Below are 17,404 nucleotides of genomic sequence, written 5' to 3'. Positions count from 1 at the left end.
CAGACGCATCACCCACGACGACAGAAGAGGAGACAGCCCATGACCAAGCCGTACGTTCGACTCGACAAGAACAACGCCGCCGTGTTGCTGGTCGATCATCAGGCGGGACTCTTGTCGCTCGTGCGCGACATCCAGCCGGACACGTTCAAGAACAACGTGCTCGCGCTCTCCGATCTCGCGAGGTACTTCAAGCTGCCGACGATCCTCACGACCAGCTTCGAGTCCGGCCCCAATGGCCCGCTCATGCCGGAGCTGAAAGAGCAGTTCCCGGACGCGCCGTACATCGCGCGCCCCGGCAACATCAACGCGTGGGACAACGAGGACTTCGTCAAAGCCGTCAAGGCCACGGGCAAACAGCAGCTCATCATCGCGGGCGTCGTGACCGAAGTCTGCGTGGCCTTCCCCGCGCTGTCGGCGATCGAGGAGGGTTTTCAGGTCTTCGTCGTCACGGACGCGTCCGGGACCTTCAACGAGATCACCCGGCACTCCGCCTGGGATCGCATGTCGCAAGCCGGCGCGCAGCTCATGACGTGGTTCGGCGTCGCCTGCGAGCTGCACCGCGATTGGCGCAACGACATCGAGGGATTGGCGACGCTGTTCTCGAGCCACATCCCCGACTATCGCAACCTCATCACCAGCTACAACGCGCTGACGAAGAAGTGACGGCGAGCGTCCTGCCCGTCCACCCTGCTGCCGTCGCGATGGCCTCCTTCCAGCAGGCCAGGTCACCGAGCCCGACCGCCGCGTGCCGCGTCCAGGCCGACGTCCTCCAGCCGCATTCGGCGGCGTCGCCTCGACGCGGAGCGCGTTCCTGCTCGACGCGGCCCGGACGCGCGGCTATCCATGCGCCATGGAACGCTCACCGCGCGTGCTCCGGTGTGGACTCGCCCTGATCAGCTCGCTCGCCCTCGCCTGTGTGTCGGGTTGTGGGAGGGATGTCGAGCGCACCGCGCCGGAGCACACGCCCGGCGCTGCTCAGGAAGGAAAGGCCATGTCGCTCTACGACTTCACCATGAAGACCATCGACGGACAGGACCGCTCCCTCGGTGACTACCGAGGCAAGGTGCTGCTCGTGGTGAACACCGCATCGGAGTGCGGCTATACGCCTCAGTACGCGGGGCTCGAGGAGCTCCATGATCGGCTCAAGGATCGCGGCTTCGCCGTCCTCGGCTTCCCGTCGAACGATTTCGGCGCGCAGGAGCCGGGAACCGACGCCGAGATCGCCGCCTTCTGCTCCACGAAGTTCGGTGTCAGCTTTCCCATGTTCTCGAAGATCCCGGTCAAGGGGGGCGGCAAGCACCCCCTCTATGCCTTCCTCACGCAAACCGCACCTGCCGGTGAGGTGAAGTGGAACTTCACCAAGTTCCTGATCGGCAAGGACGGGTCGGTGATCGCGCGGTTCGAGTCGTCCGTGGCGCCGGACGACCCGAAGCTCACGCAGGCGATCGACAAGGCGCTCGGCGGGTGAGCAAGGCGGCGCCCGGGCCACAGGCCCGACGAGGCAGCCATCAATTGCAGTCGAGGCACCTCCACTCGACCTGTCCAGAGGCCGAGACCCCGAACCGCTGAGCGGTGTATTTCTCGATATCGATCAGGTACCCCGACGGCTGCGCGTTCCGCGTGCAGCACCCGCTGCAATCGGCGTCGGAGCACATGTCGTACACCTTGACGTCGATCTCCTTGCCATTCTTTCGAAGGCGCAGGGTCTTGAGCTTGTACCTCTCGAAATCCTTCGAGTGCACCGCGGCGATGTTGTTCTCTCTGACCCAGCTCTCCGGCTGCTTTCCGTCGAGCGCCGCGAACTGACCGGCCCACGTGCACCCGTTGTACTCGATGCACTCCTCGCTGCCGGGGTCGGGGTAAGACTCGAACTCCGTCAGGCTGGCCGTCTGCCACACCACGCCCGAGCCCCCGCTACCGCCGCCACCCGTCGTGCTGCCGCCGCCCGTGCCTGTCGTGCTGGCGCCGCCCGTCGTGCTGCCACCGCCCGTGCCCGTGGTGCCGCCGCCACCCGTCGTGCTGCCGCCGCTGGAGCAGCTGGTGTCGCGGAGCTCGACGCGGGACGGGGTGAACGAGGACACCGAGTCGGTGGAAAAATTGAGTGTGAATGACGCGCCGCGGGCGATGGACACGTTCGATGTCCTCGAATAGGTGCATCGGGAGCCGGCTTGTGTGTGAGTCCAGCCCGGCTCGTGATGATCGCACGTGACACCGCCGGGCACGTCGAAGGCGACAGTCGGCTTCTTCAGCGCGCTCGCGCCCGTGTTCTTCACCTTGATCGTCCCCCAGTACTCCGGGGCTCCTTCGTACGCGTTCGTCGTGACCGCATACGAACAGGCTGCAAGATTCTGGTCCTGCTCGCCCATGTCTTCGGCCGTGGGGCCCGTGTCGGCCGAGCACGCTGCGAAGCAGAAGGCTGCTCCCGCAGACGCGGACGCGAACGCAAGCTGAGCTGCCCGCAGACCTCGGATTCGATTGATGCGCATACGGCGATCCTTTCCTGCGTGCATCGGCGACAGGCCATGATGTAATGACATGTCCTCCCCCTCAACGCCGGACACGTGAGATGGGTAGCACTGCCGCGTTGGGCTGTCGAGACGAGGAGGCCGGGATTTGCAGCCAGGCGCCGCGTGAGCCTTGGATACCCGCGACAGGGACCTTCGCTCGTCACCCCCATCGCGTCGTCGCATGGAGGGGCTCAACCCACGTTCTCTGCCATGCAGCCTGCGCCGCCAGCATCGGATCGCTCAATCGATCTGCCGGCGTTTATTTTATATGGTCTCGCTGCACTCGGATCGTCCACCCATCGCCGGTTCGCCCACAACCACCCGGGACACGCTGTGCATTCAGGGCTGAAGGCGCAGCCTGGCGGTGACGGGAAAGTGATCCGACGGATAGAGGCCGTCGCGGTGTTCGCGGATGATCCGGGCCATCTGCACCTCGCCGAGATCATCGAGCTGCGACCTGAGCGCCTCCTGAAGCCCGAGCACATCGGGGTGTGCGTCACGGATGACCTGATAGAGCATGTCGCGGCGATTCGGCCATGCGTTGTCGCCGTCCGCGCGGTTTGCGTAACGGATGTTGAACGTCATCAGGTCGAGCTCCATCGGCGGCACCGCGACGGCGCCACCCGCGCCGCCTACCCCGGCCATACCGCCTGTGCCGCCCGCTCCGCCTGCGCCATCTGCACCGCCCTGTCCACCCATACCGTCCCCGCTGCCTGTGCTGCCCGTTGCGCCGTGCTGCTCTCCACCTACGGGCTCGCTGCTGCATCCGGCCAGAAAGAGGACTGCCCCCGCTGCGAGGATCAGCGCTCCCTTCGAGGCGAGAGCGCGGTGGTGCCGGCGATCAACCAGGTCGAGCTCAGCCCGTTCCTCGGGCAGGCCGAGCTGCGCGCGTTCTGCGCAAAGCACCGGATCCTCGTGCAGGCGTACAGCCCGCTCACGCAGGGCGTGAAGCTCGGGCACAAAGACATCGTCTCCGCGGCGACAAAGGCCGGGCGCACACCAGCGCAGGTGATGCTGCGCTGGGCCGTGCAGCACGGCTTGATCGTTCTGCCGAAGTCGGTGACGCCCGCGCGTATCGCCGAGAACGGCGCGATCTTCGACTTCGCGCTCGACGCCGACACGATGCGCACGCTCGACGGGCTCGATGTCGGCTTCCGCGCGAGCTGGGACCCGACAGACGTCCCCTGATCCACACCGTCAGCGAAAGGCGCTCAGCGGAAGGCCGCATGGGAGCCGGCGTTCTTCAGCGTGGTGCCGAGGGCAGAGATGCGGCGGCCTTCTCGTCTGGTTCGTGACGGATAGGCAAGCCCTCGCGCAACTGCGTGTGATGCAATTCCGAATCCGACCACCTCCCCTCCTGGGAAGGCGACGCTAGCCGCTCACGGACACGTCTTCGGGCGGACCACCGCATAGACGAAATCGTGGAATCCGGCCGCCACGAACCCGCCGCCCGGGAGTGATGTGATTCCATTGATCCGGCTCGGCGTGCCAACATCCCCTTCGTACTCCCAGCGCAGCTCCCCGTCGGTGTCGACGGAGAGCAGCCAGATCCGCTGCGTTCCTCCGTCCGTTCCCCGCGTCGCCCCGCCGAGGTGCAAGAGCCCCGTGCTCGGATCGTGCGAGATGGCGTGAAGCTCGGTGTCGAGCTCAGGGTGATAGGTCCTGGCCCAGATCACCGCTCCCTCGGCGTCCAGCAGGATGACATGACTCTGACCGAGGCTGATCGCGGCGATCGCGATGCGGCCATCGGGCAGGGCCGCGATGTCCTGTGGCCACGCTCCGCCGACCTCCTCCAGCACACGGTCGAACACCGGCGCCGTCTGCTCGGTGCTGCGGACGACGCGCAGGTAACCGGCGTGCGCGGTCAGCTGAACCACGTCACCTCCGGGCAGCAGCGCGGCCCCGCCCCGACTCCAGGACTCCGTGATCGCGGACCCGGGAGCGATCGGCATGAACCGTTCGTGGACGATCTCGCCCGCGTCGTCCAGCCGCACCAGGCGCAGCCGAGGCGCCGCGCCCTGGGCCTCGCTGTCGTGGGTGGAGAGCACGTACCCCCCGGTCGGGTGCCGGAGCAGCTCGATGTCGACGTGCGCGCTGAAGGCCGATGGTCCGAGCCGCCGGCTCGCCAGCAGCTGACCGGCTCCGTCGAGCCGACCGAGCCACAACCCCGTGCGGGAGGGAGACGTCGAATCATCCACCTGGCCCGCGACCATGAGGCCCCCGTCCTCGGTCTTGGCGCCGGTCTTCAGAAATCCACCGGGCAGGGGGATCGCGCTCCACACCACGTGGCCCGCCTCGTCGAGCTCCGCAACCCCCCCGTTCGCTGGTGCTCCAACCGCGATGAGCCGTTCCCCATCGACCGGAAGAAGCCAGTCGGCGTCCATTCCCGAGGGCGCAAAGAACGATACATCCGTGCCTTCAACGCAGCTCTCGGGCTCGCTATCGACAGGGGCCGGTGGCTCGACGTCCTCGGAGCCCGGTGGCTCGACATCCACAGAGCCCGGTGGCTCGACATCCACAGAGCCCGGTGGCTCGACGTCCTCGGAGCCCGGTGGCTCGACATCCACAGAGCCCGGTGGCTCGACATCCACAGAGCCCGGTAGTTCGATCGTGACTTTGCCACAGCCCGCAATCATCGCGAGCGCGACGAGGGAACCCGCAGGGAAACCAGTGCGTCCCGAGTTGGTCTTCATGAAGCGCCTCCTGCAACCAGCGTGCCCTACATTCAAGGATGGCGTGAACCTCGATGACATCGAGCTGTTCTGAGCCAAAGCGCCCGGCGGGCGATCATGCCGGGCGCGCGAGCGGAGCGAGCCCCTCGTGGACAGCTTCTATGCGGCGTCGCGAGGGGATTGCGCTCGGCGGGCTCGCCGGCGGCGCGCGCTGAGGAGCAGCGCGAGCCCGGCGGCGGCAGGCTGCCAGTCGGAGCCCGAGCCGGCCGCGCTGCAGCCGCTGCTGGAGGGCGGGGTCGTGGCGGGACTCACGTCGCTCGCGCCGGCGCTCCCCGCGCTCGTGACAGCTCCGCCGTTGCCGGTTCCGACGCCCCCCTCGCCAGCATCAGCGCCTCCTGCGCCAGCGTTAGCGCCACCATCGCCGGCGCCAGCGCCTCCCGCGCCGGGGCCGCCATTGCCGGTGTCTCCAGCGCCGGCGCCTCCCTCGCCAGCATCGGCGCCGCCGTTGCCTGCGCCTCCTGCTCCAGCGCCAGCGCCGGCGCCGCCGTCGCCACCGCCGGCGCCGCCGTCGCTCGCGCCTCCTGCTCCAGCGCCACCACCTCCAGCGACTCCTGCTCCAGCACCGGCGCCGCCATTGCCGTCGCCAGCGCCTCCCGCTCCAGCGACGGCGCCCCCCTCGCCAGCGCCTCCTGCACCAGCGTTAGCGCCGCCATTGCCGTCGCCAGCGCCTCCAGCGCCACCGCCGGCACCCCCCTCGCCAGCGCCAGCGTCTCCTGCACCAGCGTTAGCGCCGCCATTGCCGGCGCTAGCGCCTCCAGCTCCAGCGCCGGCGCCGCCCTCGCCACCGCCGGCGCCGCCCTCTCCAGCGCCGCACTCCGCGCTGCTCGATAGAGCTCCGGCGCACACCCCGGCGTCGCAGGAATCGCCGAGCGTGCACGCGTCGCCGTCGTCACACGGGACGCCGTGGGCACGCGTGCACACCCCGTCCACCGTGCCCCCCGCCGCGATGGAGCAGGCGATGCACTCAGCATCCCTGCACGGCGACGCGCAGCACACGCCGTCCACGCAGATCCCGCTCGCGCATTGTGTGGCGGTCGAGCAGGGCGCGCCGTTCGTCAAGGGGTTGCTGGCATACACGACGGCGCTGTCTGTGCTGAGGCCCTCGCGCGTCGACCAGAGCCACGTGTACCCACCCGCCACGAGGACGTCGCCGCCATCGAGCGACGTGGCGGAGTGATAGCCTCGCGCAGCTGGGATATTGCCGCCCGGCGACCACGCGTTCGTGACCGGATCGTAGAGCTGGACTCGATCGTAGGTGTCGTGGGCGTGCGCAAGATAGAGCGAAGTGCAGATGGTCCCTCCCCAGGGGTCCGCATAGTAGATCGCCTCGATGCCTCCGCTGATCATGACCTGGCCGCCGGGGAGCCGCGCCGCCGCCTCACCGAGCACGCCGAGCCCGGTCACGTAGGTCCCGTCATCCAACGAGCCCGTCGCGGGCGTGTCGCCCCACTTGCCCGGGGCCGCGGTCCAGGCGTCCACAGCAGGATCGTAGACCTCGGCGGCGCCTGCGAGGCCCGTGACCAGCACGCGTCCGTCGAGGAGCTGCGTCGCCGTCAGCCACGGAGTGCCGCCGCCGAGCGGCGCCGCGGCCGACCAGGCCGCTGTCGCCGGGTCGAAGATCTCGACGGCGCCCGCGGCCGCCCCGTGGGTGCCGCCCGTGACGAGCACGCGTCCATCGAGCAGCCGCGTGGCCTTGTGAGCGGCGCGGGCATTCCGCATGGAGGGTCCCGGGGCCCACGTGTCGGTCGCCGGGTCGTAGATCTCGGTGCTCTCCGTATCCGCTGACCCGACCCTTCCGCCGGTGAGGAGGACCCGCCCGTCGTCGAGCAGCGTGACCGTGGGTCTCGACCGCGACACCGATGGCGACGAGGCCGCTCGCCATGCATCGAGCGCGTCGTCGTAGATCTCGGCGCTCGTGCCCCCGGCCTCTTCGCCGATGACCAGCACCCTCCCGTCCGCGAGGCGTGTCGCGGTGTGACCGCCGTTCACAGCAGCCATCGGCGCGGCCGCCAGGAACGCGCCCGTCGCGGGATCGTAGATCTCCGCGCTGCCGAGCGGCGTCGTCGAGAACATCGGATCGCAAATGATCCCCTCGTCCCAGCTCAGGAATCCCCCTGCGATGAGGACCCTGCCGTCGTCCAGCAAGGTCGCCGTGTGCTCGGCGCGCGGCGTGATCATCCTCCCGGTCGCCACCCACAGCGGGTCCACGAGCACGGCCTCCTCCGGCGGGGCGTCGACCCAGAGCGAGAGCGTCGAGCCCTCGGCGTCGAGGCGCGTCGAGACCCTCCGGCCCCCGCGCGCGTACGCCGACGGCGCCGTCACGGCGAGGCGCGCGACGCCGGCCTCGTCGGCGAGCTCGATCGCCGCGCCGCGCCGCCGCAGCGTCGCGCCCTGAACGGACCAGGCGGCGACCGGCGCGTCCGCCCGGAAGGTGCCCGGCCGGAGGAGGAGCCACTCTTCGTATCCCCCGTGCGCCGCCGTCCAGAAGGAATACCCACCTTCGTGTGCATAGGCGACGGCATCTCCGCCGGCGATCTCCTGAGTCCCCACGAGCCGTCCGGCGCCAAGCCCCCTGCGCTCGCGGACGCGCACGTGAAAGCCGTCCGGCAGCTCGATCCGGATCTCATCGCTCCCGTGCTCGGGCAGATGGACGACGAGCCCCCGCGACGATGAGCCGCTGCCCGGCGCGGCCTCGCCGCGCGCCGCCGTCACGGAATAGCCGCGCTCGCCGCGCGCGAGGGCGCCGTCGGCGGCGAGCACCAGCCCGGCCTGCTCCGGGAAGAGGGCGCGCAGCTCGGCCTCGGCGGGGTCGAGCTCGTCCTGCATGTCGCTCGCACAGTCGGCGGAAAACACGGCGGTGAACGCCATGAGGCAGAGCCGGAGCGCGGTCGAGAGCCCCGCGCCGCGGCGGCGAGCCGGCGCGGCGCAGGGCCGCCGCAGCGCGCGCGCCGCGAGCTCGCGGGAGCGGGGCGGGCGCCGCGCACCGCCAGGTGACGGGCCGCCGGTGGGAGATGCAGACGGTCGCACGGCGGGCGTGGCGTCATCGCAGCGATGCATACGGCTGCTTCGATGCGCCCGCTCGACCGGCATTCACGCCGGGCACGGGCTCGACGTCACGGCACGCTCCACGCGCGCGCCGGCCACGCGCTCGATCGCGGCGCCGCCGCACGCGCGCTTAACTGCTGCATGCAGTGCGTGAGGCCGGCCCGCAGGTTGGCCTGGGTCACGATGACGCTGAGTCGAGTCCTGACGCCAAGCTGCGCCTGGTTGCCGACCTGCCCGCGACCGGCCTCCGCCGCGTGATAGAAGGGCCGCGTGCACTTCACCATCTCGCACGAGCTCGACGCGCCCCTCGACGCCGTGGAGCTCGCCGTGCTCTCGCCGGACCTCGGGCCTCGGCTCGCCACGCGGGTCGCCTCGCTCGAGAGCGTCGTGACCGTCGAGCACGCGCTCCGCGACGGCGAGCTGCTCCGCGTCCTGCGCTTCCAGGCGAGCGCGCCGCTGCCGATCTTCCGGAGCTACCCCGTGGCGAAGGACGCCATGTCCTGGGAAGAGCGGTCGACCTACCGCCTCTCGGACCACGCCTCCACGTGGCAGGTCAGCCCGAAGGAGCAGTGGCGCAGCTACTTCCGCTCCGCGGGGACGTACCGGCTCGAGCGCCTGCCACAGGGCCGCACCCGCCGCCGCGTCGATGGCGACATCCAGATCCGGCTGCACCTGCTCGGCCCGCTCGTCGAGCGCCTCGCCCTCGCCGAGGTCCAGCGGACGTACGACGCGGAAGCAGATACGCTCAGGGAGCTCATCCGCGCATGAACAACCTACCCCGCCCCCAAAGCCCCGCCCGCTCCCCGCGCCCCGCCCGGCCGGGGCGGCTCGCCAGCATCACGCACCCCGCCATCGCCGCTCGCTCGGCCAGCGCCGCTCGCCCCGCCAGCGCTGCCGCCGCGCTGCTCGGCCTGTGCGCGGGCCTCTGCGCGCTCGCGGGCGCGACCGCCGCGCACGCCGCGCCGGCCGACGGCCCCTCGCAGCCGCTCCCCGATCCTGGCAAGCCCGTCGCCAGCAGCGACGACACCTCGGCCATCGCGGTGAACCCCGCGAACCTCTCCTTCCTCCCGGGCACCGAGCTCCGGTGGACCTGGGTCCACACGGGCTCCGCCTCGCCGCTGCCCGCGCGTGGCCACTCGATCGCGCTCGGCGTGCCGCTCTGGTACGTGTCGACCGGCCTGCGCTTCGACTTCCTCGACCCGCCCGACGCCGCGCCGGCGCCGTTCGACAGCCCGTCGCGCTGGGTCCGCTGGGGGCTCGCCCTCGACACCGGCCCCACCTTCGCCTTCGGCACGACGCTCGGCTGGGGCAGCTCCGACGCGCCCGCGCTCGACGGGTACTTCTCGCTCACGAGCGGCGTCACGCTCCGGCCCTCCACGTGGCTCTCGCTCTCGGCCGTCGCGCGCGACTGGAACCGCCCCGAGAACCGCCTCCGCGAGGCCATCGAGCGCAGCTACGACTTCGGCGTCGCCGTGCGGCCCGCGGGCGGCAGGCGCGCGCTCGAGATCGGGCTCGAGACCTCCTACGTCGAGAACAGCGACCCCGACGGGAGCGGCACCTGGACGCCCCGGGCGACCCTCGGCCTGCGCGTGCCCTACGTGGGCACGCTCCGGGGCGACGTGGCGCTGCGCGACCTCACGGCCGACGGCGGCCCGAAGATCGCCGCCATGGCCGGCCTCGACGTCAACGTCGACGAGCTGCAGGTCTCCGCCGGCGGCGTCTTCGGCAACGCCATCACGAAGAGCGGCACCGGCTTCTACACAGGCGTCGCGCTCCGCAGCTTCTCCGAGCGGGGCGTCCGGCTGCCGGCCCGCGTCGTCCGCGTCCGCCTCGACTCGACCCCGGGCGTCCGCAGGCACACGCGGCTCCTCCAGCGGCTCTGGCGCCTCGCCGAGGACCCGGAGGTCTCCGGCGTCGCGCTCGTGCTCCGCGCGGAGCCCGCCAGCTCGCTCGCCCACGCCGAGGAGGTCTCCGACGCGATCCGCAACCTGAGGAGCCACGGCAAGAAGGTCCTCTGCCACCTCGAGGACGCCGGCGGGCGCTCGCTCCACGTGTGCTCGAGCGCCGACGCCATCGCCATGAACCCCGCGGGCGGGCTGCGCTTCGCCGGCATGTCGTCGAGCTACTTCTACTTCGGCGGCCTCCTGAAGAAGCTCGGCGTGCAGGCCGACATCGTCCGCATCGGCGCCCACAAGCTCGCCGCCGAGCAGTTCGCGCGCGAGACCAGCACCCGGGTCGGCAAGGACGACCACCAGGCGCTGCTCGATCAGCTGAGCGGCGCCTTCCTCGCCGAGGTGAGCGCCGGGCGCCGCATCCCCGTCCCGGAGCTCGCGCGGCGGATCGCGCGCGGGCCGTTCCTCGCCCAGGAGGCGCGGCAGAGCGGCCTCGTCGACCAGCTCGCCTACGACGACGAGCTCGGCCGCGTCGTCGACGAGGTCATGGGGCGCGCCTCCCGCGTCGTCGACGACGACCCGGGCGACGAGGCGCCCGAGCGCTGGGGCCGCTCGCCCAAGGTCGCGCTCGTCTACCTCGACGGCGACATGATCGACGGCGAGAGCCGGTCGATCCCGTTCGTCGGCGTCAAGCTCGCCGGCTCGTACACCGTCGCGGGCGCGCTGCGCCGCGCGCGCGAGGACCAGAGCGTCCGCGCCGTCGTGCTCCGGGTCGAGACCGGCGGCGGCTCGACGCTCGCGGCGGACGTCATCCTGCGCGAGGCGATCCTCACGGCGCGCGTGAAGCCGCTCGTCGTCTCGATGGGCTCGTCGGCCGCGAGCGGCGGCTATTATGCATCCGTCGCCGGCGCCCCGATCTTCGCGAGCCGCTCCTCGATCACCGGATCCATCGGCGTCTTCTACGGGAAGGTCGACGTCACGGGCCTGCTGCAGAAGCTCGGCGTCAGCATCGAGACGTTCCGCTCGTCGCCCCGCGCCGACGCCGAGTCGCTCTACAGGCCGTACACCGACGACGAGCGCGAGCAGCTCGGCGTCAAGGTGAAGCAGTTCTACGATCGGTTCGTCGCCCGCATCGTCGAGAACCGGCACATGAAGGCCGAGGAGGTCGACGCGCTCGGGCGCGGGCAGGTGTGGACCGGCGCCCAGGCCCTCGAGCGCCGGCTCATCGATCGCCTCGGCGGGCTCCGGCAGGCGATCGCCGAGGCGCGCCGGCTGGGCCAGCTGCCCGACGACGCGCCCATCCAGTCGCTCCCCGAGGAGGACACGTCGCTCCTCGGCTACGCGCTCAGCCTGGTCGGCTTCTCGGCGCAGGCCCAGGGCGAGCTGGCGAGGGCGACCATCCCGCCCGTGATGCTCGACGCCGCGCGCGCCCTCTCGCCGTTCTTCGTGTTCGGCGCGGACAGGCCGCTCGCGCGCAGCGAGTTCGCCGGCGAGATCTCGTTCGGCGCCCCCGCCACGGCCCGGGAAGACGAGCCCGGAGGATCCGCGCCGCCGGCGTCGCCTGCGTCGAAGGAACGCTGAGCCCATGGAGCAGCTCGAGCCCGCGTCGCCCAGGACCGCCGAGCCCGCGGAGCAGGCCGGGCCCGCCGCGCCGCCGCTGCTCCACGCCCGCGCGGCGCGCATCGCCGTGGACGACGTGGTCGCCGTCGACGCGCTCACCGCTGCGACGCGCGGCGATCGCGTGCTCTGCGCCGGCGACGCGGGCGCGCTCTTCGCGGCGCTCACGGGCGTCCCGTTCTCGTCGCTCCGGAGGCCGGCGCAGGCCGGCGCGGCGGACGACGCGAGCGGGGGGGCGCCCGGGGAAGCGCGCGTCGTCGCCGGGCGCCTCGAGGTCGCGGGCCGCGACGTGGCGCGCACCGCGCACCGCGCGGCGAGCGGGGCGGCGCCGCTCGATCCGCCGCTGCCGCTCGCGTGGACCGCGGACGCCTACGTCGGCTGGGGCGCGCGCCTCGCGGGGGCCTCGCCGCGCGCGGCGGCCGAGATGGTGGCCCCCGCCCTGGCCCGGGTCGGCCTCGCGGCCTCGCGGAAGCGCGCGCTGAGCGCGCTCGCGCTGCCCGAGCGCCGCGCGCTCGTCCTCGCCCAGGCGATCGTGACCGCGCCCGCCGTGCTGATCGCCGAGGATCCGCTCGTCGGCCTCGACGGCGCCGCGGCCGCCTTCGTCCTGGCCGCGCTCGCGGGCGCCACCGAGGGCCGCGGCGCGCTGCTCACGGCCGCGCGCCTCGACGTCGAGGGCCCGCGGGGCGCCCTGGTCCGCGGCGCCACCGACGTCCTCGTGCTCGCGGGCGGCGAGCTCGCCTTCTCGGGCACGTTCGCGGAGATCGCCGCCGGGAGCCGCCTCTACGCCGTCACCGTCCGCACCAACGCGGCGCTCCTCCGCGAGGAGCTCGCCGCCCGGGGGATCGCGCTGCGGGGCGGGCCGGTGCGCTTCGCCGCCGCGCTGCCCGAGGGCGCGACCACCCGCGACGTCGTCCTCGCCGCGACGCGCTGCCGCGCCGCGATCGTCGAGCTCACCCCCCTCTTCTGACCTGCCGCCCGCCGTAGTACCGTGCGCGCGATGTCATCCGAACCCGCCGCGAACAAGCCGACCGCCGCTCAGGTCACCCCGGGCGGCCCGCCTCCCGGAGGTCGACTCGCCGTGCTCACCGCCTTCGCGGTGGGCGCCTCGTGGATCCCGGTCCCGGTGCTCCCCGCGCGGATGCTGCTGCGCATCCGCGGGGCCATCGTGCAGGACACCGTCGCCCGCCACGGCCTCAGCCTCACCACCGACGCGCGCGCGCTCCTCGTCGAGCCCGGGTCGGAGCAGACCACGCTCCGCAAGGCCGCGCAGCTCGTCACGAAGGAGGTCCTCCGGCGGCTCAACCCGGCCCTGGCCCTCGCGGCGGCCGCGCGCGGCCTGGAGGTCTACGCCCTCGGCCACCTCCTCGACCGCTACATCACGCGCTTCCGCCGGAGCACCGCCGTGCGCGTCCACGCCGAGGAGGCGCGCTGGGTCCGCGACGCCGTCGATCGCGCCGTGCGCCGCGCGCTGTCCCCCTCCCTCCAGGCGAGCTTCACCGTCCTGCCGAGCGGCACCGAGGACCTGCGCGACGAGTTCACGCGCTGGATCGACGCCTTCCTGCTCGCTGGCGCCTCGGTCCCGGAGTACATCGAGCGCCGCCTCGACGCGGCGTTCGACGAGATCGCCGCCGCCGGCATCCCCCATGACTGACACCGAGGACCGCACCGCCACGAAGGGCGGCGCCGCGGCCGACGCCGCGCCGGAGCTCGATCCGCAGGCCGCGCGCGCCGCGCTCCGGCGCTGCCGCCGCATCATCATCAAGATCGGCTCGAAGAGCCTCTCCGGCGACGCCTGGGACCGGCTCGCCGCCGAGGTGGCCGCGCTCCGCGGCCGCTCCGGCCGGAGCCTCGTCATCGTGTCGAGCGGCGCCATCGCCCTCGGCATGGCGAAGCTCGGGCTGAAGTCGCGCCCGAAGGACATGGCCTGGCTCCAGGCCGCCGCCGCCGCCGGCCAGAGCGTGCTGATGCAGCGCTACGAGGAGGCCTTCGGCAAGGTCGGCCTGCTCGTCGCGCAGGTGCTCCTCACGCACGCCGACCTCGCGGACCGCACCCGCACCAACAACGCGAGGAACGCCCTGGCCGCGCTGCTCGAGGCGGGCGCGATCCCGATCATCAACGAGAACGACGCCGTCGCGGTCGAGGAGATCAAGTTCGGCGACAACGACCAGCTCGCGGCGATGGTGACCCCGCTCTGCGAGGCCGATCTCCTCATCCTGCTCTCGGACGTCGAGGGCCTGCTCGACGGCGACGGGCGCCGGGTGCCGTTCGTGCGCAGCGTCGCCCGCGAGGCGCGGCACCTCGCGGGCGCGTCGACCTCCGGCGTCGGCACCGGCGGCATGGCCAGCAAGGTGGAGGCCGCCCGGCGCGCCACGCTCGCGGGCTCGCACGTGGTCATCGGCGCCGCCCGCGAGGCGGGCATCATCACGCGCATCGTCTCGGGCGAGGACGTCGGCACCCTCTTCGCCGCCGTCCCGCAGCGGCTCAGCGCGCACAAGCACTGGATCGCGTACACGCTGCGCCCGCGCGGCGCCATCCTCGTCGACCGGGGCGCCGCCGAGGCGATCGGCTCGAAGAACCGGAGCATCCTCGCCGTCGGCGTCCTCGGCGTGCGCGGCACCTTCCTCCCCGGCGACGCCGTGGCCGTCGTCGACCCGGACGGCGCCGAGATCGCGCGCGGGCTCGCGCGGATGTCGGCGAGCGACGCCGCGCGCACCGCGCGGAAGAAGCGCGAGGAGGCCGGCGAATACGACGTCGTCGTCCACCGCGACGACCTGGTGGTGCTCCCGAGCGAGTAGCCCCGCGGCCCCGGCCGCCCTGTAGGCGCGCCGACCACCCGGCCGATGCCCCGGCCAATCATCGGCCCAACCTCTGGGCCAACCATCGGGCCAACCCCTGATTGCGCGCCGCTCGCGCTTCGCGGGAACCTTCGCGCCGCCCCGCTGTCGCTTGGGTTTACCGCATGTTACCGCGCGCGACTGCCCGTCGCCGCCGGCCGCCGCCGACGGCCGGGGGTCCCTGCCGGTTCCTGGAGGTCGTGTGATGCGCTTCGGGTTGTTCGTCGCGAACGGCTTGGTTCTCGCGGGGGTCGTCTGGACGATCGGGCTCGGGCCGAGCGTCCGGGCGTCGCAGCTCCTGCCATCGCGCGCCGCGGCGGGGGCCGACGAGCTCGCGGCGCTCGAGGCCCGCTACGCCGAGGGCAGGACGCCGGCCAGCGTCACCGCGCTCGCCGCGGCCTACCTGGAGCGCGATCAGCCAGGACTCGCCTCCTCGGCCCTCGACGCGGCGCCCGGCGAGGTGCGCGCGCTCCCGGAGGCGGCGCTCCTCTCGGCGCGGGCGCTCCTCCGCCGAGGCCGCGTCCAGGACGCCCTCGCCGCGTCCGAGCAGGCGTCGGCGGCCTGCGCGGCCGGCGCCTGCCCCGCGTGGCTCGCGGCGAAGTCCGAGCACCAGCGCGCCTTCCTCGAGCAGCTCGTCGCCGCGGGCGTCGAGGATCCGCAGGTCGACGCGGCAGCCGCCCGCGCCGCGCTCGACGCCTACGCGCGCAGCGCGAGCCAGGTGCGCCTCGTCGCGGTGCGCTAGCGCGGCGCGGGGAACATCGACGCACGCGCGAACGTAAACGCAGGCGTAAATGTACAGAGCAACTACAAACGAGGCGGCGAGACGGCGAGACGCGCAACGTGATCTGCGATCGTCGAGGCCGTATCCAAGCTTGGAAACCCTGTCGTTGTCGAATGACGGTCACCGCCTTATGTCGTAGTCTTTGGCATTGCTCGGCGCGTTCGTACCGGGGGCGCTGTCCGAGAGAACAACCGGTTGCGCTTGGGAGGGTCTCCCTCAGGTGGAACAGCCGCAAGCTCGCACGCTGGGCGCCCTGGCGACCGCATGGACAGGGTTGTACCGACGCGGCGCCGCCGTGGCGGCCGCGCTCGCCCTCACCGTCGCCGCGGGCTGTGCGCGGCCGATCACCAACGCGGGGCTGCCGATCCCCGCGGCGAAGCCGGGCATGGAGCAGCGCCCGTTCGAGCTCCGGCCGCCGTTCGAGCTGGCGACGAACGAGGACGCGATCGTCCGGATCGTCACCGACGTGACGTGCACGGGGACGCTCATCACCGAGGACCTGGTGCTCACCGCGCACCACTGCGTCGCGGCGCGGGACGACAACGGCAGGACGCTGCGCCGCGATCAGGATCCCGAGGTGATCTCGATCGAGCTCGGGGGCGACCACCTGCCGTGGGGCGACGTGAAGGTCCGCGCGGTGGTGTCGCCGGACTGCGGGTACACGTCGGGCGAGGGCGACATCGCCATCCTCGTGCTGTCGCGGCGCCTCGTCGGGATCCCGACGCTCCCGCCGCGGATCGAGGCCGAGCCGGTCTCCAGGGAGCAGGTGACGCCCTATGGCTTCGGCCGCTGCGCGCTCTCGCGCGACCCGATCCACCTCACGCCGCGGCTGGGCGGCGCGATCGACGCCGTGAGCCCGGGGCACTTCGTCGCGATCGCCTCGATCTGCCCCGGCGACTCGGGCGGGCCGGCGCGCAGCGATCGGGGGGGCGACGTCGTCGGCGTCATCTCGTCGAGCGTGATGGACGGTGACGAGCACACCACCGGGACCTCGTATTTCAGCCGCCTCGACGTGTGGCCCGAGCTCTTCTCCGCCGCCCGCGAGATCGCGGCGGGCGCGAGCCCGAGCGAGCTGCCGCCGTACAGGGGGTGCCTGCGTTGACGGCGCCGCGGCGCCTTCGCGCGGTGCTTGCCCGCCGCCCGCGACCGGAGCTGCGCTAGGCTGCGCTGCTGCATGCGGAAGCTGTTCAACGGGCTGCTCTGGATCGTGGGGACCCTGCTGTTGCTCGGCGTCGTGCTCCGCGCGCTCGTCCTCGACGTCTGGGTGGTGCCGAACGACCCGATGCTCGGCGCCGCGCTCGCGCCGAGCCTCGCCCCGGGCGACGCGGTCGTCGTGCTGACGCGGGGCACGCCCGGCTTCGGCGAGCTGGTGCGGTGCCCGGATCCCGAGGCCCCCGGCAGCCACATCGTCGGCCGGATCGCGGGCTTGCCGGGCGACACGGTCGACGTCGACCACAACGTCCTCCTCGTGAACGGGCAGCGCTACGACGCCGAGACGGCGTGCGCCGAGCCCAAGGTGAGCATCACCGACCCGGCCACGGGCAACCCGGTGCAGCTCTCGTGCGACATGGTGATGATGGGCCCCGGCCTCCACCCCCGGGCGACGGGGCGCAGGCCCCCGCTCGAGCGCCGCTACCACGTCGAGGTGCGGCCCGACACGGTCTTCCTGCTGAGCGACAACCGGAGCTACCACGACGACTCGCGCGACTTCGGCCTGCAGCCGCGCGCCGCGTGCAACCAGCGGATCGTCTTCCGGCTCTGGGGCGGCGCCGGCTGGAGCGACGACCGGCGCCGCTTCACCTTCGTGCGCTGAGCAGGGCCGGCCGTCGCCCCCACCGGCGTCACCTCAGAGCTTGACCCCTCCGCTCATCGACGTCTAGAACCGTGTTTCTCTCCACCCGGGTCAGGGACCCCGCGCGAGCAGCGGCCCGGGTTCCCCGTCCTGGCTCGCTTCATCGGTCGGAGGTCCGCCACGGCGGCCTTCCACTGGCGCGGG

The 17,404-nt window shown here is 72.4% G+C and carries 16 protein-coding genes; 11 read left to right on the top strand and 5 right to left on the bottom strand.

What is annotated here, in order from left to right; translation table 11 throughout:
• The first annotated feature begins 39 nt into the window (after positions 1-39).
• Complete coding sequence (gene ycaC / locus WME73_RS45915; protein ID WP_437913680.1) at positions 40-663, top strand: isochorismate family cysteine hydrolase YcaC; 624 nt, start codon at positions 40-42, stop codon at positions 661-663.
• Between the two features lie 328 nt (positions 664-991).
• Complete coding sequence (locus WME73_RS45910) at positions 992-1,468, top strand: glutathione peroxidase (RefSeq protein WP_437917504.1); 477 nt, start codon at positions 992-994, stop codon at positions 1,466-1,468.
• Positions 1,469-1,508: 40 nt separating this feature from the next.
• On the opposite strand, the gene WME73_RS45905 is transcribed toward WME73_RS45910, so the two are convergent.
• Both WME73_RS45905 and WME73_RS45900 read right to left on the bottom strand, forming a co-directional pair.
• Entirely contained in the window at positions 1,509-2,486 is a 978-nt protein-coding gene (locus WME73_RS45905; protein ID WP_437913679.1) for a hypothetical protein, read from the bottom strand.
• Between the two features lie 360 nt (positions 2,487-2,846).
• Positions 2,847-3,092 (bottom strand): endonuclease/exonuclease/phosphatase family protein, encoded by a 246-nt coding sequence (locus WME73_RS45900; protein WP_437913678.1) that lies wholly within the window; start codon positions 3,090-3,092, stop codon positions 2,847-2,849.
• Between WME73_RS45900 and WME73_RS45895 the strand changes: the two genes are divergently transcribed.
• The gene (locus tag WME73_RS45895) at positions 2,997-3,695 is read left to right on the top strand and encodes an aldo/keto reductase (RefSeq protein ID WP_437913677.1); all 699 of its coding nucleotides are present in this window, start codon (positions 2,997-2,999) and stop codon (positions 3,693-3,695) included. The two genes, WME73_RS45900 and WME73_RS45895, sit on opposite strands and share 96 nt — an antisense overlap.
• A gap of 191 nt (positions 3,696-3,886) precedes the next feature.
• Here the strand turns inward: WME73_RS45895 and WME73_RS45890 are convergent, their stop codons facing one another.
• The 3 genes from WME73_RS45890 to WME73_RS45880 form a co-directional block, all read right to left on the bottom strand.
• Positions 3,887-4,792 carry a hypothetical protein gene (locus WME73_RS45890; protein ID WP_437913676.1) on the bottom strand — a complete coding sequence of 302 codons (906 nt, stop codon included), beginning with the start codon at positions 4,790-4,792 and terminating at the stop codon, positions 3,887-3,889.
• A gap of 546 nt (positions 4,793-5,338) precedes the next feature.
• Entirely contained in the window at positions 5,339-8,296 is a 2,958-nt protein-coding gene (locus WME73_RS45885) for a Kelch repeat-containing protein (protein WP_437913675.1), read from the bottom strand.
• A 56-nt stretch (positions 8,297-8,352) separates the two neighbouring features.
• Positions 8,353-8,568: a hypothetical protein gene (locus WME73_RS45880; RefSeq protein ID WP_437913674.1), complete on the bottom strand. Its 216-nt coding sequence runs from the start codon at positions 8,566-8,568 to the stop codon at positions 8,353-8,355.
• Here WME73_RS45880 and WME73_RS45875 point away from each other — a divergent pair.
• The 8 genes from WME73_RS45875 (at position 8,555) to lepB (ending at position 17,221) form a co-directional block, all read left to right on the top strand.
• Positions 8,555-9,052, top strand: coding sequence for a DUF2505 domain-containing protein (locus WME73_RS45875; protein ID WP_012240946.1), 498 nt, complete (start codon positions 8,555-8,557; stop codon positions 9,050-9,052). The two genes, WME73_RS45880 and WME73_RS45875, sit on opposite strands and share 14 nt — an antisense overlap.
• A complete protein-coding gene (sppA, locus tag WME73_RS45870; protein ID WP_437913673.1) occupies positions 9,049-11,757 on the top strand; it encodes a signal peptide peptidase SppA in 2,709 nt (902 codons plus the stop codon). The genes WME73_RS45875 and sppA overlap by 4 nt, the downstream gene beginning before the upstream one ends.
• Before the next feature lie 4 nt (positions 11,758-11,761).
• Entirely contained in the window at positions 11,762-12,760 is a 999-nt protein-coding gene (locus tag WME73_RS45865; protein ID WP_437913672.1) for an ABC transporter ATP-binding protein, read from the top strand.
• A gap of 30 nt (positions 12,761-12,790) precedes the next feature.
• The gene (locus WME73_RS45860) at positions 12,791-13,444 is read left to right on the top strand and encodes a hypothetical protein (RefSeq protein WP_437296130.1); all 654 of its coding nucleotides are present in this window, start codon (positions 12,791-12,793) and stop codon (positions 13,442-13,444) included.
• Positions 13,437-14,588, top strand: a complete 1,152-nt coding sequence (gene proB / locus WME73_RS45855) for a glutamate 5-kinase (protein WP_437913671.1) — start codon at positions 13,437-13,439, stop codon at positions 14,586-14,588. Before WME73_RS45860 ends, proB begins: the two co-directional genes overlap by 8 nt.
• Positions 14,589-14,832: 244 nt before the next feature.
• Positions 14,833-15,369: a hypothetical protein gene (locus WME73_RS45850; RefSeq protein WP_437742592.1), complete on the top strand. Its 537-nt coding sequence runs from the start codon at positions 14,833-14,835 to the stop codon at positions 15,367-15,369.
• A 259-nt stretch (positions 15,370-15,628) separates the two neighbouring features.
• Positions 15,629-16,510 carry a trypsin-like serine peptidase gene (locus WME73_RS45845; protein ID WP_437913670.1) on the top strand — a complete coding sequence of 294 codons (882 nt, stop codon included), beginning with the start codon at positions 15,629-15,631 and terminating at the stop codon, positions 16,508-16,510.
• A gap of 72 nt (positions 16,511-16,582) precedes the next feature.
• Positions 16,583-17,221, top strand: a complete 639-nt coding sequence (lepB, locus tag WME73_RS45840) for a signal peptidase I (protein ID WP_437742590.1) — start codon at positions 16,583-16,585, stop codon at positions 17,219-17,221.
• Positions 17,222-17,404 lie beyond the last annotated feature (183 nt).

Source organism: Sorangium sp. So ce302, from assembly GCF_051530145.1.
Taxonomy (GTDB): domain Bacteria; phylum Myxococcota_A; class Polyangia; order Polyangiales; family Polyangiaceae; genus Sorangium; species Sorangium cellulosum_B.
The sequence above is the reverse complement of the archived record's forward strand: the minus strand, read 5'-3'. Positions and strand labels throughout refer to the sequence as shown.

What these genes read in the sequence shown, in the direction of transcription:
- ycaC (WP_437913680.1), top strand. Translation starts at nt 40, where the DNA reads ATGACCAAGCCGTACGTTCGACTCGACAAGAACAACGCCGCCGTGTTG.
- WME73_RS45910 (WP_437917504.1), top strand. Translation starts at nt 992, where the DNA reads ATGTCGCTCTACGACTTCACCATGAAGACCATCGACGGACAGGACCGC.
- WME73_RS45905 (WP_437913679.1), bottom strand. Translation starts at nt 2,486, where the DNA reads ATGCGCATCAATCGAATCCGAGGTCTGCGGGCAGCTCAGCTTGCGTTC.
- WME73_RS45900 (WP_437913678.1), bottom strand. Translation starts at nt 3,092, where the DNA reads ATGACGTTCAACATCCGTTACGCAAACCGCGCGGACGGCGACAACGCA.
- WME73_RS45885 (WP_437913675.1), bottom strand. Translation starts at nt 8,296, where the DNA reads ATGCATCGCTGCGATGACGCCACGCCCGCCGTGCGACCGTCTGCATCT.
- WME73_RS45880 (WP_437913674.1), bottom strand. Translation starts at nt 8,568, where the DNA reads ATGGTGAAGTGCACGCGGCCCTTCTATCACGCGGCGGAGGCCGGTCGC.
- sppA (WP_437913673.1), top strand. Translation starts at nt 9,049, where the DNA reads ATGAACAACCTACCCCGCCCCCAAAGCCCCGCCCGCTCCCCGCGCCCC.
- WME73_RS45865 (WP_437913672.1), top strand. Translation starts at nt 11,762, where the DNA reads ATGGAGCAGCTCGAGCCCGCGTCGCCCAGGACCGCCGAGCCCGCGGAG.
- WME73_RS45860 (WP_437296130.1), top strand. Translation starts at nt 12,791, where the DNA reads ATGTCATCCGAACCCGCCGCGAACAAGCCGACCGCCGCTCAGGTCACC.
- proB (WP_437913671.1), top strand. Translation starts at nt 13,437, where the DNA reads ATGACTGACACCGAGGACCGCACCGCCACGAAGGGCGGCGCCGCGGCC.
- WME73_RS45850 (WP_437742592.1), top strand. Translation starts at nt 14,833, where the DNA reads ATGCGCTTCGGGTTGTTCGTCGCGAACGGCTTGGTTCTCGCGGGGGTC.
- lepB (WP_437742590.1), top strand. Translation starts at nt 16,583, where the DNA reads ATGCGGAAGCTGTTCAACGGGCTGCTCTGGATCGTGGGGACCCTGCTG.